Genomic DNA, 14,109 nt, shown 5'->3' with positions numbered 1-14,109 from the left:
GGCCAGCACGCCGTCGTCGCCGAGGTAGACGGCGCGCACGTGCTGCGCGGCCGGCAGCATCGTGATCACGACCGCCCCGCGCGCGGCCGCGTCGCGCGGCGAGCCGGCCGCCGTTGCGCCCGCGCGTACCGCGGCGTCGACCGCGTTCGCGTCGAGGTCGAACACCGTCAGCGCGTGGCCGGCCTTGAGCAGGTTGGCGGCCATGGGGCCGCCCATGTTGCCGAGCCCGATGAATGCGATTTCCATGTGCGAGTCCCTCAATCAACGCAGCGCGATCGTCGTGTTCACGCCGCCGGCCGTCGCATCGTCGTCGAACCAGCGCGCGGTGACCGTCTTCGTCTGCGTGTAGAACTGCACGACCTGCTTGCCGTACGGGCCGAGATCGCCGAGCTTCGAGCCGCGCGAGCCCGTGAAGCTGAAGTAGGGCACCGGCACCGGAATCGGGATGTTGATGCCGACCTGGCCGATGTCGATCTCGCTCTGGAACTTGCGCGCGGCCGCGCCGCTCTGCGTGAACAGCCCGACGCCGTTGCCCATCGGGTTGCGGTTGACGAGCGCGATCGCTTCGTCGAGCGTGTCGGCTTCGAGCACGATCACCACCGGCCCGAAGATTTCTTCCGTATAGATCGACATGTCGGTCGTCACGCCCGAGAAGATCGTCGGGCCGACGAAGTTGCCGCGCTCGTAGCCGGGCACCTTCACGTTGCGGCCGTCGAGTTCGAGCTTCGCCCCGGCCTTCACGCCTTCGTCGATCAGCGACAGGATGCGTTCCTTCGCGGCCTTCGATACGACCGGGCCGACGTCGGTGCCGGCTTCCGCGCCCGCATTCACCTTCAGAAGCTTCGCCTTCTCGACGAGCTCGGGCAGCCAGTCGCGCGCCTGGCCGACGAGCACGACGACCGACGTCGCCATGCAGCGCTGGCCGGCCGCGCCGAAGCCCGCGCCGACGAGCGCGTTGATCGTCTGCTCGCGGTGCGCGTCGGGCAGCACCACCGCGTGGTTCTTCGCGCCCATCATCGACTGCACGCGCTTGCCGTGCTGGCTGCCGAGGTTGTACACGTGCGTGCCGACGCGCGTCGAGCCGACGAACGAGATCGCCTTGATGTCCGGATGCGTGCACAGGCGGTCGACCGCGGTCTTGCCGCCGTGCACGACGTTCAGTACACCTTTGGGCACGCCGGCCTCGATCGCGAGTTCGACGAGCTGCATCGTCGACAGCGGGTCCTGCTCCGACGGTTTCAGCACGAACGTGTTGCCGCACACGATCGCCATCGGGAACATCCACAGCGGGATCATCCCGGGAAAGTTGAACGGCGTGATGCCCGCACACACGCCGATCGGCTGGCGCAGCGTGTAGGTATCGACGCCGCCCGCGACGTTCTCCGCGAATTCGCCTTGCTGCAGCGTGCCGATCGAGCAGGCGTGCTCGACGACTTCGAGGCCGCGGAAGATGTCGCCCTGCGCGTCGGGCAGCGTCTTGCCTTGCTCGGCCGTCAGCGTGTGCGCGATCCGTTCGAGATTGCGGCGCACGAGATCCTGGAACTTCAGCATGATGCGCAGCCGTGCGCCGATCGGCGTCGTTTTCCACGTCTGGAATGCGCGCTGCGCGGACGCGATCGCGGCGTCGATCTCGTCGAGCGTCGCATACGGCACGCGGCCGATCGTTTCCTGCGTCGCGGGGTTGACGATGTCGCCCCATTCGGCGCTTTGCGATTCGACGAACGCGCCGTCGATCAGCAGCTTGGCGGTGGGCAGGGCGAGGGTGGTCTGGGGAACTGCGGCGTTCATGGAACTCTCCGGGAAGGAAGCGGTGTTGCGATGAGAAAGGGGGCCTGTATCCGCCGCACGTGCAGGCGCGGCGGACAGCAGGACGAACTGGGTTCGGACGGATCCCGGCCGGCGTGCTCAGGCGCGCGGCGGCCGCATCAGTGCGGTACACACGAGCGCGAACATGCCGAAGCCGACGAGGTACGCGATCACGTAATGCGGCTGGCCGCCGCCGGCCTTCAGCAGCGACGTCGCGATCATCGGCGCGAAGCCGCCGCCGATCACGCCGGCGAGTTGCACCGACAGCGAGATGCCGCTGTAGCGGATTTCCGCCGGGAACTGCTGCGCGAACAGCAGCGATTCCGGCGCATAGAGGATCGGGAACACGACGCCGAGGCCGAGCACGATCGCCCACCATGCGTACGACGTCTGCTGCGTGCCGAGCATCATGAAGAACGGCGCGGCGAACGCGCACATCAGCACGAGGCCGATCGCGAACATCCGGCGCTGGCCGATGCGGTCGCTCAGGTGGCCGCACAGCGGCATCGTGACGAGCGACAGCACGGCGCCGGCCGTGATCGCGTGCAGCATCTCGGCCTTCGGCAGGTGAAGCTGCTGCGTCGCGTAAGCGAGCGCGAACGTGACGACCATGTAGAACCACGTGTTCTCGGCGGCGCGCGCGCCGACGATCGTCAGCACTTCGCGCGGATGGCGGCGCAGCGCGGCCGTCACCGGCGACTTCTCGGCCTTGCCCTGGCGCTGCATCTTCTCGAAGTCGGGCGACTCGGGCACCTTCGCGCGAATGAACCAGCCGAGGCCGACGAGCGCGATGCTCGCGAGGAACGGCACGCGCCAGCCCCACGACAGCATGTCGGCTTCCGGCAGCGCGGCCACCGCGGCCATCGCGAGCGACGACAGGATCAGGCCGAGCCCGACACCCGTCTGCGGCAGGCTGCCGAACAGCCCCTTGCGGCCCTTCGGCGCGTGTTCGACGGCCATCAGCACCGCGCCGCCCCATTCGCCGCCGACGGCCATCCCCTGCAGGAAGCGCATCGCGATCAGCAGCGCGGCCGCCCAGTAGCCGATGCTGTCGTACGACGGGATCAGCCCGATGATCATGCTCGGCACGCCCATCAGCAGCAGCGTGATCATCAGCATCGACTTGCGGCCGATCCGGTCGCCGAAGTGGCCGAACACGATGCCGCCCATCGGCCGGCCGATGAAGCCGACCGCGAACGTGCCGAACGCGGCGAGCGTGCCGACGACGGGGTCCAGCGACGGGAAGAAGATGCGGTTGAACACGAGCGCGGCGGCCGTGCCGTAGAGGAAGAAGTCGTACCACTCGATCGTCGTGCCGGCCATGCTGGCCCAGCCGGCCAGCAGGTAGTGCTTCGCGGTGCGGGCGGGAGCCGGCGTCGCGACTGTCGCATGCTCATCGAGGGTGGATCGGGTCTGCATGGTGTCTCCGTGGTGGTTGCCGCGGCTCATGGTCCGCAGGTCACGGTCGAGTATAGTTATGCGCAGATTCATGATGTACCGATAAAGAAACCGGTTGGATATGCATTTCTGCATATCGACGGCCGGCCCGGAGACTCCAGCCCTTTTTTCCACGCCGATGCGACATGCCACCGAGCCGGTTTCCGGCAACCTGAACTGGGACGACCTGCGCTTCTTCCTCGAAGTCGCGCGCACGCAGCGCGCGAGCGGCGCCGCGAAGCGGCTCGGGGTCGACTACACGACCGTCGCGCGGCGCGTCCGCGCGCTCGAGGCCGCGATGGGCACGCTGCTGTTCGACAAGTCGCGCTCCGGCGGCTTCACGCTGACGGCCGAAGGGCAGCGGCTCGTCGCGTATGCGGACGCGATGGAGACGACCGTGCAGTCCGCGTGCGACCAGGTCGCGAATACCGGCGAGGCGCTGTCGGGCCACGTGCGGATCGGGTCGACCGAGGGGTTCGGCTGTTTTTTCCTGGCGCCGCAGCTCGCGCAGTTTCGCGCCGCGCATCCGCACGTGACGGTCGATCTGCTGCCGGTCCCGCATTTCGTCAACCTGCCGAAGCGCGAGGCCGACCTGGCGATCACGCTCGAGCGGCCCGAGCGCGGGCCTTACGTGTTCACGAAGCTGTGCGACTACCAGTTGCGGCTCTACGCGACGCGCGACTATCTCGCGAACCATGCGCCGATCACGTGCACCGACGATCTCGCGCGGCACGCGTTCATCAGCTATGTCGACGATCTCGCGTTCAGCAGCGAGCTGCTGTACCTGGACCGCGCCGTGCCGGGCGCGACGGCCGGGCTGCGCACGACGAGCGTGATCGCGCAATATTTCGCGGCGCAGCAGGGCGGCGGGCTCGCGATCCTGCCGTGCTTCATGGCGGCCACGCAGCCGGCGCTGGTGCCGGTGCTGCCGGACGACGTGGTCGTCACGCGGTGCTTCTGGCTGACCTGCCGCGAGGACTTGCGCAAGCTGCGGCGCGTGACCGCGCTGTGGGATTACCTGCGGGCGGCGGCGGAGGCGAACCGGGAATTGCTGATGGGGGAGTCGGGGCGGCTCAGGTTCGTCGGCGAGCCGGATTAGCCGGTGACGGAAGCGGCGGCGATTCGCGCGGCGCCCGCGGCGAAGGGGCGAACCGCGCAGCCGGCATTCAACCCGGGCAGCCGAGCCGGTCAGCGAGTTCGTTCAGGTCCCTGACGTCGAAGTCCCACGCATCGTCGGCTTCCAGGTCGGTCGTCTGGCCGGGCCCGTGTTCGGTCGGGCGCAGCACGAACGCGGTCGACAGCCCCTGCCGGCGCGCGGCGGCGAGATCGCCGTTGTGGGCCGCGACCAGGCACAGCTCGGCCGGCGCGACGCCGAGAATCTCGACCGTGTCGCTGTACACCTGCGGCGACGGCTTGTACGCGCGGACGACTTCCGCGCCGAGGATCGCGTCCCACGGCAGCCCCGCGCGTTTCGCGACGTCGACCATCAGCCGGATGTTGCCGTTCGACAGCGGCGCGATGATGAAGCGCCGCTTCAGCCGGTGCAGCGCGGCGACGGCGTCGGGCCACGGGTCGAGGCTGTGCCACGCGAGGTTGAGCGCGTCGATGTCCGCGTCGGGCACGTCGACGATCCCGTAGCGGTCGAGCGTGCGCACGAGGTTCTCGCGATGCAGCACGTCGAGCCGCACGTAGCGGCGGCGCCCGCTGCGGATTTCTTCCATCGACGGCGAATATTCGGCGCGCCACGCATCGGCGAACGCGAACGGGTCGAGCGCCGGCGCGTGGCGTTCCAGAAAGGCGGCGGCGCCGCGTGCGACGCCGCTTCTCCAGTCGACGATCGTTCCGAAGACATCGAAAACGAGCGCCTTGATTTCGGCAGGGTTCGTCATGGTGATCCAGTGAAGGTCGTTCGATGAGGACACACATCGCCGTGCCGCCGGAATGCGCGACGCCGGTTCGATCGACATTGAATCACGGATACGAAAACGCGGCTTGGCCGGGCCGCGATGGCTTCCGGGGGCTGCCGGAACGGGGGCAAGGGCGCGGCCGCCGGCCGGAAAACACCGGCGGCCGCGCGTGGGCCTGCTGATCGACTTCCTGGCCGAGCACATCCGGAAGGATTGACGGGCGGCGCGGCAACCGCGCGTAAGCCCTGATGCGCTCGGACGCGCGGGGTGTCACGGATTGGTGTTAAATACATTTCGGCGCGCGCTGGCTCGACGCGCAAACGGGGCGCACCGGGCTCGGCGTAAACCCGGGGCGAAAAACGGCACGAAGGATCGTTAACGAATCGGGCACATCAGCCCCGGTCGGACAGACGGCAGGATTCGACTTGAATACCGAACCGCAAAGTTCTCGTTACAGCCTCGGCCTCGCGGCGGAAGTGCTCGCGTCCGAGCAAAGCGTGCTGAGGCTGATCACGCGCAACACACCGCTGCCGGAACTGTTGATCGAAGTCTGCCGGCGCGCCGAGACTTTGCTCGGCGACGGTGCATCGTGCACGATCCTGCTGCTCGATACGGACGGCGTGCACGTGCGTGTCGGCGCGGCGCCGTCGTTGCCCGCGCAGTACAGCGCCGCGATCGACGGCGCGTCGATCGGGCCGGCGGCGGGCTCATGCGGCACGGCGATGTACGAGCGCCGGATGGTCGCCGTCGAGGACATCGAAACCGATCCGCTGTGGGCCGACTACCGTTCCGTCGCGTTGCCGCTGGGCCTGCGCGCGTGCTGGTCGGTGCCGTTCCTCGACGAGGCAGGCGTCGTGCTCGGCGCGTTCGCCGTCTATCACCGCACGCCGCGCCGGCCGAGCGACGAGGAAACCGCACTGTTGCGCGATATCGGCAACAGCGTCGGCCTCGCGGTTCACCAGGACCGGATGGTGCGGCAGCTCGCGCGCAGCGAGGAACATCACCGGCTCGTCGTCAACAGCCTGAACGAAGGAATCCTCGTCGTGTCGCGCGACGGCGTCGTGGTCGCGAGCAACCCGAGCGCGAACCGGATGATGCGCGTGAAGGGCGACCTCGTCGGCCGCCGGTTGTCGACGGTGATCCTGCGCAAGCTGCGCGAGGACGGCACGCCGATCGCGCCGGACGACTGGCCGAGCCGGCTCGCGCTCGTGACGGCCACGCCGCTGCTCGGCTACACGGTCGGCTTCGGCCTCGCGGACGGCGACATCATCTGGGTGCGCGGCAACGCGGTGCCGATCGTGAAGCCGGGCGAGACGCAGGCCGACTCGGTGCTCGTGTCGTTCAACGACATCGGCCCGGTGCGCGAAGCGCAGCAGCAGTTGCGTTACATGGCGACGCGCGATGCGCTGACGGGCCTCTACAACCGCCGCTGGCTCGGCGACCGCATGCGCGAACTGTTCGGCGAGCGCGATGCGGCGGCCGGGCCCGCGCGCGTCGCGATCCTGTTCATCGATCTCGTCGGCTTCAAGAAGGTCAACGACACGGCCGGTCACGACGCGGGCGACGCGCTGCTGCGCAGCGTCGCGGCGCGGCTCGAGGCCTGCGCGGGCGGCCGGCACGCGCTCACGCGCGTCGGCGGCGACGAGTTCGTGATCCTCGTCGAGGACTGCGACGATCCCGACCGTCTCGCGGTGCTCGCGCGCGAGGTGATCGACGCGATCGCGAAGCCGTTCGCGATCGCGAACAACGAGTATTGGCTCGGCGTGTCGATCGGGATCAGCGTCGCGCCGCGCGACGGCGACGACGCCGTCACGCTGATGCGCAATGCCGATTCGGCGATGTACGACGCGAAGCAGCACGGCCGCAACCACTTCACGTTCTTCACCGCGCAGCTCAACCTGCGGCTGCAGCGCCGCTTCGCGATCGAGCAGTCGCTGCGGCGCGCGCTCGCGTCGGACATGCTGCGCCTCGCGTATCAGCCCGTCGTCGATGCGCGCAGCGGCCGCACGGTCGGCGCCGAGGCGCTGCTGCGCTGGACGAGCCCCGAACTCGGGCCGATGTCGCCGGCGGAATTCATCCCGGTCGCCGAAGATACGGGGCTGATCGTCGCGATCGGCCAGTGGGTGCTCGAAACCGCGTGCCGGCAGATGGCCGAATGGCGCCGTACGATCGCGCCGGACCTGATGCTGGCCGTGAACCTGTCGCCGCGGCAGTTCCACGAAGGGCTCGTCGAATCGGTCGGCCGCTGTCTCGCGCAAACGCGGCTCGATCCGTCCGCGCTCGAGCTCGAGATCACGGAAGGACTGCTGATGAACGACACGGACACCGTGCTGCCGATGCTCGAGGCGCTCACGGACATGAACGTGCGAATCTCGGTCGACGATTTCGGGACAGGTTATTCGTCGCTCGCGTACCTGAAGCGCTTTCCGCTGCACAACCTGAAGGTCGACCGTTCGTTCGTGTCGGGCGTGCCCGATCATCACGACTCGGTCGCGATCACGCAGGCGGTGGTCGCGATGGCGCATTCGCTCGGGATGAAGGTCACGGCCGAAGGTGTCGAGACGCAGGCGCAATCGAGGTTCCTGCAGCAGATCGGCTGCGACATGCAGCAGGGCTACCTGTTCAGCCGGCCGCTCGACGCGAACGACTACGCGCGCCGGCTCGGCGCCGCGTGAGCGCGGAGTGCGGGGTGCGGGCTCAGTCGTCGCGCGGCGCGCCGAAACCGCCGGCGCCTGGCGGCGGTGCCGACGCATCGATCTCGACGCGGTTCTTGCCTTCGTGCTTCGCGCGGTACAGCGCGCGGTCGGCGGCCTCGATCAGCACGGTCGTCGGCAGGCCGGGCGCCGGCACGATGCTCGCGCCGCCGATGCTGATCGTCACGGTGTTGCCCGTCGACGAATGCGCGTGCCGCAGCCGCAGCGCCTCGACCGCGAGACGGATCTTCTCGCCGAGCAACCGCGCGGCGCCCGGCGAAGTGGCCGGCATCACGACCGCGAATTCCTCGCCGCCGAAGCGCGCGGCGAGATCGCCCGACTGCCCGAGACAGCGCTCGATGGTCGACGCGATCTGCTTGAGCACGCTGTCGCCCGACACGTGCCCGTACGTGTCGTTGTACAGCTTGAAATTGTCGACGTCGATCATCAGCAGCGACAGCTCGCTGCGCTCGCGCGTGCCGCGCCGCCATTCGGCGGCCAGGTATTCGTCGAGATAGCGGCGGTTGGACAGCCCGGTCAGCCCGTCCGAGTGCGTGAGGCGCCGCAGTTCGAGATTGGCCTCGAGCAGCTGCTGCTGCGATTGCCGCAGCGCGCGATAGGCTTCGTCGCGCTGTAGCAGGTTCATGTACGAGCGCGAGTGGTAGCGGATGCGCGCGACGAGCTCGATGCGATCGGGCAGCTTCACGAGGTAGTCGTTCGCGCCGGCCGCGAACGCGGCGCTCTTGATCACGGGCTCTTCCTGCGTCGACAGCACGATGATCGGCACGTCGCGCGTCGCCGGATTCGCGCGGTACGTCTTCACGAGGCTCAGCCCGTCGGTGCCGGGCATCACGAGGTCCTGCAGGATCACGGTCGGCCGCGTCTCGATCGCGGTGGCCATCGCGTCGTCCGAGCGCGGGCAGTAGTGGAAGTCGATGCCTTCCTCGTCGACGAGCGCGCGTCGCACGGCTTCCGCGACGATCGTTTGATCGTCGACCAGCAACACCATTGCCGGCACGTCGACGGGCGGCGTATGCGGGCCGCCCGGCGGGCGAGTCAGGTCGCTAGTCATGATCGATGCGGGTTGTTGCAAGGGCAGGCATGGGTGTTGCGCGTGTTCATCGTCGGGATCAGATTCGCGCGAGCGCCGCCAGCTCGCCTGCGATGCGGCCGAGCGGCAGGATCGCGCGCGCCGCGCCGAGCGTCGCGGCCGCCTTCGGCATGCCGTACACGGCGCTCGTCGCCTCGTCCTGCGCGATCGTATGGTAGCCCTTCATCCGCAGCGCCTTCAGGCCGATCGCGCCGTCGCGCCCCATCCCGGTGAGCAGCACGCCGATCACGCGGCCGGGCCAGTGCTCGGTCAGGCTGTTGAAGAACACGTCGACCGACGGCCGATACGGCGTGGCGGCCGGCTCGCGCGTGTATTCGAGCGTGCCGGCGTGCGTGATGCGCAGGTGATCGTCGGTCGCGGCGAGCAGCGCGACGCCAGGTTGCGGGCGGTCGCCTTCGCGCGCGACGCGCACGGTGAGCGGCGTCTGGCCGTCGAGCCATTGCGCCATGCCTTCGGCGAATGCGCGGTCGACGTGCTGCACGATCACGATCGGCGCGCTGAAATCGGCCGGCAGGGCGCCGAGGATCGACGCGAGCGCGCCGGGGCCGCCGGCCGATGCGCCGATCGCGACCAGCGGGCCGCCGCCGGCGCGGGTGGCCGTGCCGGCAATGCGCGTGCCGCCGGGCGCATCGAGCAGGCGGCCGATCTGGTCGATCTTCGCAAGCAGTAACCTGGTCGTATCTCCGGCCGAGCCATCGCCGAGCCGCGGCGTGTCGACCGCGTCGAGCGCACCGGCGCCCATCGCTTCGTACACGCGCCACGCGTTCGCGCCGATGCAGCTCGTCACGATCAGGATTGCGCACGGTCGTTCGGATCGCATGATCCGCCGCGTCGCTTCGATGCCGTCGAATTTCGGCATGATCAGGTCCATCAGCACGACGTCGGGCGGCTGCGCGGCGCACAGTTCGACGGCCTGCGCGCCGTCGGTCGCGACCCACAGCACGCGGTGCTCGGGCCGACGCGCGATCGCGCGGCGCATCGCCTCGACGGCAAGCGGGAGGTCGTTGACGATGCCGATGTTCACAAGCGGAATTCTCCGGTCGGTTCGTAATGTTGGATATGGGCCGGGTTCATGGAGGGGGCTGCCTGTTCGGCGCCGCCGGGCGGCATCGGTGGCCGGCGGCGCGGTATTCTTTTTCGGTTGGCGACGCCCCGAATGCTGTCATGCGGCGCGGGCGGCGGCAATCGAAAAATTTGCGCATTGCGCTGTTCCAGTACGTTTCCTCTATGACGGTGCGGCGCTTCCGGCCGGTAACGGAACCGGGCCGGCGCAGTCGTGCATGCCGGGCCATGCGATCTCGGCACGGCAGGCCGCCGAAGGACGCATGTTACCGTGCCGGCTTCGACACGAAGAACGAGGAGAACCGGATGGCTGCGCCCGACACCACGCTCGTCAGCCGCGACCCATATGCGCCGGTCGTGATCGAACGCGACGGCCGGTTGCTGTACCGGATCGACATCGAGAGCGGGCACGCGTCGTTCTACCGCGAGTTTCCGGTCGAGCCCGACGCGGCGCGCGTGCTGCGCGACGACGCCGAGCGCTACTACTTCCTGTTCGCGGCGCTTCATCATCCGTACCAGTTGCGCGCGACTAACCTGTCCGACGCCGGGCGCGAACGCTACTTCAGCACGATCCTGTTTGCCGGCCGCGACGAGGTCGAAGCGTTCCTGACGCAGCTCGATCGCGACAGCAACGGCGCCGTATCGAACCTGCTGAGGATCTTCACGCGGGCCGACCACGGGCAACTGCGCGCGGGCCGGTGGTTCGGCGCGGGCGCCGGCACGCCGGCCGCATAGCGGCTCGCAACCGGGCACCCGGCCGCGCACCGGATGCGCGGCCGCGCCGTCAATGGCTGCGCGCGTACCCCTGGATCAGCGCGCGCATCATCCCTTCGACCGTCGCGTCGAGCAGGTCGGATTCCTGCTCGGCCTCCTCGACGAGCGCGGCATAGGCGGTCGCGAGCGTCACGCGGTCGACTTCATTGCGCTGTTCCATCAGCGTGACCATCCCGTCCTTCGCCAGATGAGCGGAGAACGCGCGGCTGCCGATGGTCTGGAATACGTCAATCATGGCGGCTCTCCCGTACGTTGCAGATGCTTTCCAGTTTAGTCGGCGCACCGGGGCTCCGCCACGCGCGGCGGCCCGTGCCGGCTGCCGCCGGCCGCGCGAATGCGGGGAAGCGCATGCCGCAACGCGTGCGGCCGCGCCGCCCGACCGACGATCGATTCCTCCGATGAAACACCGCCGACACATGGCCCGTGCACGGTGTCCGCACGCTTCAACGTTTACCCGAACCGGCAAATCGTCGACTTTTTATCGATAAAGTCTCGTGTTAGATTTCGCGGTCAGAGCACGGTCCAAACCGGCCAGGCGGCCGCTGCAAAGGCGCCGCGCGTCCAACACAAGGAGGAGCAATGCTGGTGCTGATTGGGGTGCCGATCGTCGTGATCGGTTTCGCGCTGCGCTTCAATGCGCTGCTGGTGGTCACGATCGCGGGGCTCGCGACGGGGCTGGCGGGCGGGCTGAATCTCGTCGACATCGTCAGCGCGTTCGGCAAGGCGTTCACCGAAAACCGCTACATGGGCCTCATCTGGCTGACGCTGCCGGTGATCGCGCTGCTCGAGCGCAACGGGCTCAAGGAGCAGGCGAAGCGGATGATCTCGCGCGTGCAGGCGGCCACCACGGGCCGCGTGCTGATGTTGTACTTCGTGCTGCGCCAGGCGACGGCCGCGCTCGGCCTCACGTCGCTCGGCGGCCATGCGCAGATGGTGCGGCCGCTGATCGCGCCGATGGCCGAGGCCGCCGCTGTCGACCGGCACGGCGAACTGCCCGAGTCGGTGCGCCAGCAGATCCGCGCGCATGCGTCGGGCGTCGACAACATCGCCGTGTTCTTCGGCGAGGACATCTTCATCGCGATCCAGTCGATCCTGCTGATCAAGGGCTTTCTCGAACAGAACGGGATCGTCGTCGAGCCGCTGCATCTGTCGGTATGGGCGATCCCGACCGCGATCGCCGCGCTGCTGATCCACTGTACGCGCCTCGCGCTACTCGACCGCCGGCTCGCGCGCGGCTGCGGCTTGCTGGCGCAGGAGGGCGCGCGATGATCGGCCTCGAATCGCTGTACACGCTCGCGGGGCTGATGTTCGCCGCGTTCGCGTGCTTCAACCTGACGGACCGCACGAACCCGCGGCGCGTCGTCAATTTCGCGTTCTGGGCGATCTACGCGGTCACGTTCCTGTTCGGCGCGCTGCTGCCGCATTTCGTGACGGGCTGCCTCGCGATCGGGCTTGCGGTGATCGCCGGCTCGGGCAAGCTCGGGCGCGGCAAGTCGGACGAAGCCGGCGAAGCGGCGGCCGTGCGGCGCGAGTCGCTCGCGCAGCGCTTCGGCAACCGGCTGTTCCTGCCCGCGCTGCTGATTCCGGTGGTCACGCTGATCGGCACGTTCGCACTGAAGCGCGTGCCGTTCGTCGACCCGAAGAGCGTGACGCTGATCTCGCTCGTGCTCGGCACGATCGTCGCGTTCGTCGTCGCGCTCGCGATGCTGCGCGATTCGCCCGTCCATGCGCTGAAGGAAGCGCGCCACACGATGGACGCGGTCGGCTGGGCCGCGATCCTGCCGCAGATGCTCGCGGCGCTCGGCGCGCTGTTCGCGCTCGCCGGTGTCGGCGGCGTGGTGTCGGGGCTCGTGAAGGACTGGGTGCCGATCGATTCGCCGTTCGCGGTGGTCGCGGCCTACACGGTCGGCATGGCGCTGTTCACGATGATCATGGGCAACGGCTTCGCCGCGTTCCCGGTGATGACGGCCGGCATCGGCCTGCCGCTGATCGTCCACCAGTTCCACGGCAACCCGGCGATCGTTGGCGCGATCGGGATGCTGAGCGGCTTCTGCGGTACGCTGATGACGCCGATGGCCGCGAACTTCAACGTCGTGCCGGCGGCGCTGCTCGAACTGAAGGACAAGAACGGCGTGATCAAGGCGCAATGGCCGACGGCCGTGCTGCTGCTGGCCGTGAACACGCTGCTGATGTATGCATTCGTATTCCGCTTCTGACTCGATGGACGAGATCCTCATGACCGATCGACTCACGCCCGAACTCGCGTCGAAATTCGCGTCGCTCGCGCTCGCGCACCTGACCCGCGAATATCCGAACAAGCTCACGCATTCGCTCGAAGGTCCGCACGACGTGCAGGGGCCGCGCGCGCTGCATCCGATCTTCTACGGCAGCTACGACTGGCACTCGTGCGTGCACGGCTACTGGCTCGTGCTGCGCGTGCTCGAACGCTATCCGGCGCTGCCGGAGGCCGAGCGCATCGTCGCGATCGTCGACGCGCACTTCACCGAAGCGAATGTCGCCGGCGAGCGCGCGTATCTCGCGCTGCCGCACAACAGCGGTTTCGAACGGCCGTACGGTTGGGCGTGGCTGCTCGCGCTGTCCGCGCAACTCGAGCGGCTCGCGCTGAAGGGCGTGCTGCCGCAGGCCGCGCGCTGGGCGAAGACGATGGCGCCGCTCACCGACCTGTTCGTGTCGCGCTTCGAGACCTTCCTGCCGAAAGCGACCTATCCGCTGCGCGTCGGCACGCACTTCAACACCGCGTTCGCGCTGGCGCTCACGCTCGACTTCGCGCGCGACACGCAGCGCGACGGGCTCGCGGCGCTGATCGTCGACACCGCGAAGCGCTGGCACCTGGACGACGTCGCGTGCCAGGCGTGGGAGCCGTCGGGCGACGAATTCCTGTCGCCCGCGCTGATGGAAGCCGAGCTGATGCGGCGCGTGCTGCCGGCAGCCGAATTCGACGGCTGGTTCGCGCGCTTTTTGCCGGATCTCGCGCGCGGCGAGCCGGCGACGCTGTTCGAGCCGGCGACGGTCAGCGACCGCAGCGACGGCAAGATCGCGCACCTCGACGGGCTGAACCTGAGCCGCGCGTGGTGCCAGCGGGCGCTCGCCGGCGCGCTGCCGGAAGGCGACGCGCGGCGCGCGAAGCTGCTCGGCGCGGCCGGCCGGCATCTCGCGAGCGCGCTCGCGCACGTGGCCGGCGATTACATGGGCGAGCACTGGGTCGCGACGTTCGCATTGCTTGCGCTGGAAGCGTAGCGCGCGCGAGCGAAACCCCGCCGGCGGCAAGGTCATCGGCGCGCGGCTATACTCGCCGCTC

The 14,109-nt window shown here is 68.8% G+C and carries 13 protein-coding genes; 6 read left to right on the top strand and 7 right to left on the bottom strand.

The window, feature by feature from the left end; genetic code table 11:
- The 3 genes from ACNQQL_RS23300 to ACNQQL_RS23290 form a co-directional block, all read right to left on the bottom strand.
- A partial coding sequence (locus ACNQQL_RS23300) for an NAD(P)-binding domain-containing protein (protein WP_347065985.1) occupies window positions 1-246 on the bottom strand: 246 nt, incomplete at its 3' end.
- A 15-nt stretch (window positions 247-261) separates the two neighbouring features.
- Window positions 262-1,788: a CoA-acylating methylmalonate-semialdehyde dehydrogenase gene (locus tag ACNQQL_RS23295; protein WP_347065983.1), complete on the bottom strand. Its 1,527-nt coding sequence runs from the start codon at window positions 1,786-1,788 to the stop codon at window positions 262-264.
- A gap of 117 nt (window positions 1,789-1,905) precedes the next feature.
- Entirely contained in the window at window positions 1,906-3,225 is a 1,320-nt protein-coding gene (locus ACNQQL_RS23290) for an MFS transporter (protein WP_347065981.1), read from the bottom strand.
- Window positions 3,226-3,382: 157 nt separating this feature from the next.
- Between ACNQQL_RS23290 and ACNQQL_RS23285 the strand changes: the two genes are divergently transcribed.
- Window positions 3,383-4,342 (top strand): LysR family transcriptional regulator, encoded by a 960-nt coding sequence (locus ACNQQL_RS23285; RefSeq protein WP_347065979.1) that lies wholly within the window; start codon window positions 3,383-3,385, stop codon window positions 4,340-4,342.
- Window positions 4,343-4,409: 67 nt separating this feature from the next.
- Here ACNQQL_RS23285 and ACNQQL_RS23280 read toward each other — a convergent pair whose 3' ends face one another.
- A complete protein-coding gene (locus ACNQQL_RS23280) occupies window positions 4,410-5,132 on the bottom strand; it encodes a haloacid dehalogenase type II (RefSeq protein ID WP_347065977.1) in 723 nt (240 codons plus the stop codon).
- A 443-nt stretch (window positions 5,133-5,575) separates the two neighbouring features.
- Here ACNQQL_RS23280 and ACNQQL_RS23275 point away from each other — a divergent pair, with 443 nt between their 5' ends.
- Window positions 5,576-7,825 (top strand): putative bifunctional diguanylate cyclase/phosphodiesterase, encoded by a 2,250-nt coding sequence (locus ACNQQL_RS23275; RefSeq protein WP_347065975.1) that lies wholly within the window; start codon window positions 5,576-5,578, stop codon window positions 7,823-7,825.
- Window positions 7,826-7,847: 22 nt separating this feature from the next.
- Here the strand turns inward: ACNQQL_RS23275 and ACNQQL_RS23270 are convergent, their stop codons facing one another.
- Together ACNQQL_RS23270 and ACNQQL_RS23265 are read right to left on the bottom strand one after the other, a co-directional pair.
- Entirely contained in the window at window positions 7,848-8,915 is a 1,068-nt protein-coding gene (locus ACNQQL_RS23270) for a diguanylate cyclase (protein WP_072436497.1), read from the bottom strand.
- 58 nt (window positions 8,916-8,973) lie between these two features.
- Window positions 8,974-9,978, bottom strand: a complete 1,005-nt coding sequence (locus tag ACNQQL_RS23265; protein ID WP_347065973.1) for a chemotaxis response regulator protein-glutamate methylesterase — start codon at window positions 9,976-9,978, stop codon at window positions 8,974-8,976.
- A 344-nt stretch (window positions 9,979-10,322) separates the two neighbouring features.
- Between ACNQQL_RS23265 and ACNQQL_RS23260 the strand changes: the two genes are divergently transcribed.
- Entirely contained in the window at window positions 10,323-10,751 is a 429-nt protein-coding gene (locus tag ACNQQL_RS23260; protein WP_347065971.1) for a hypothetical protein, read from the top strand.
- A 49-nt stretch (window positions 10,752-10,800) separates the two neighbouring features.
- On the opposite strand, the gene ACNQQL_RS23255 is transcribed toward ACNQQL_RS23260, so the two are convergent.
- Window positions 10,801-11,025, bottom strand: coding sequence for a hypothetical protein (locus tag ACNQQL_RS23255; RefSeq protein WP_072436500.1), 225 nt, complete (start codon window positions 11,023-11,025; stop codon window positions 10,801-10,803).
- Window positions 11,026-11,369: 344 nt separating this feature from the next.
- On the opposite strand from ACNQQL_RS23255, the gene ACNQQL_RS23250 reads away from it, so the two are divergent.
- From ACNQQL_RS23250 to ACNQQL_RS23240, 3 genes are read left to right on the top strand one after another with little or no spacing between them, the layout of a single operon-like run.
- Window positions 11,370-12,059, top strand: coding sequence for a DUF969 domain-containing protein (locus ACNQQL_RS23250; RefSeq protein WP_034179849.1), 690 nt, complete (start codon window positions 11,370-11,372; stop codon window positions 12,057-12,059).
- Complete coding sequence (locus tag ACNQQL_RS23245; protein ID WP_072436502.1) at window positions 12,056-13,006, top strand: DUF979 domain-containing protein; 951 nt, start codon at window positions 12,056-12,058, stop codon at window positions 13,004-13,006. Before ACNQQL_RS23250 ends, ACNQQL_RS23245 begins: the two co-directional genes overlap by 4 nt.
- Window positions 13,007-13,025: 19 nt before the next feature.
- Complete coding sequence (locus tag ACNQQL_RS23240; RefSeq protein ID WP_347065968.1) at window positions 13,026-14,048, top strand: DUF2891 domain-containing protein; 1,023 nt, start codon at window positions 13,026-13,028, stop codon at window positions 14,046-14,048.
- Window positions 14,049-14,109 lie beyond the last annotated feature (61 nt).

Origin of the sequence: Burkholderia sp. LFS061 (assembly GCF_047978125.1) — a bacterium.
Taxonomy (GTDB): domain Bacteria; phylum Pseudomonadota; class Gammaproteobacteria; order Burkholderiales; family Burkholderiaceae; genus Burkholderia; species Burkholderia pyrrocinia_C.
Note: the sequence above shows the minus strand (reverse complement) of the source record. Positions and strands in the feature narration are given on the sequence as shown.

Coding starts and splice junctions, on each gene's coding strand:
- ACNQQL_RS23295 (WP_347065983.1), bottom strand. CDS start 1,788: ATGAACGCCGCAGTTCCCCAGACCACCCTCGCCCTGCCCACCGCCAAG.
- ACNQQL_RS23290 (WP_347065981.1), bottom strand. CDS start 3,225: ATGCAGACCCGATCCACCCTCGATGAGCATGCGACAGTCGCGACGCCG.
- ACNQQL_RS23285 (WP_347065979.1), top strand. CDS start 3,383: ATGCGACATGCCACCGAGCCGGTTTCCGGCAACCTGAACTGGGACGAC.
- ACNQQL_RS23280 (WP_347065977.1), bottom strand. CDS start 5,132: ATGACGAACCCTGCCGAAATCAAGGCGCTCGTTTTCGATGTCTTCGGA.
- ACNQQL_RS23270 (WP_072436497.1), bottom strand. CDS start 8,915: ATGACTAGCGACCTGACTCGCCCGCCGGGCGGCCCGCATACGCCGCCC.
- ACNQQL_RS23260 (WP_347065971.1), top strand. CDS start 10,323: ATGGCTGCGCCCGACACCACGCTCGTCAGCCGCGACCCATATGCGCCG.
- ACNQQL_RS23255 (WP_072436500.1), bottom strand. CDS start 11,025: ATGATTGACGTATTCCAGACCATCGGCAGCCGCGCGTTCTCCGCTCAT.
- ACNQQL_RS23250 (WP_034179849.1), top strand. CDS start 11,370: ATGCTGGTGCTGATTGGGGTGCCGATCGTCGTGATCGGTTTCGCGCTG.
- ACNQQL_RS23245 (WP_072436502.1), top strand. CDS start 12,056: ATGATCGGCCTCGAATCGCTGTACACGCTCGCGGGGCTGATGTTCGCC.
- ACNQQL_RS23240 (WP_347065968.1), top strand. CDS start 13,026: ATGACCGATCGACTCACGCCCGAACTCGCGTCGAAATTCGCGTCGCTC.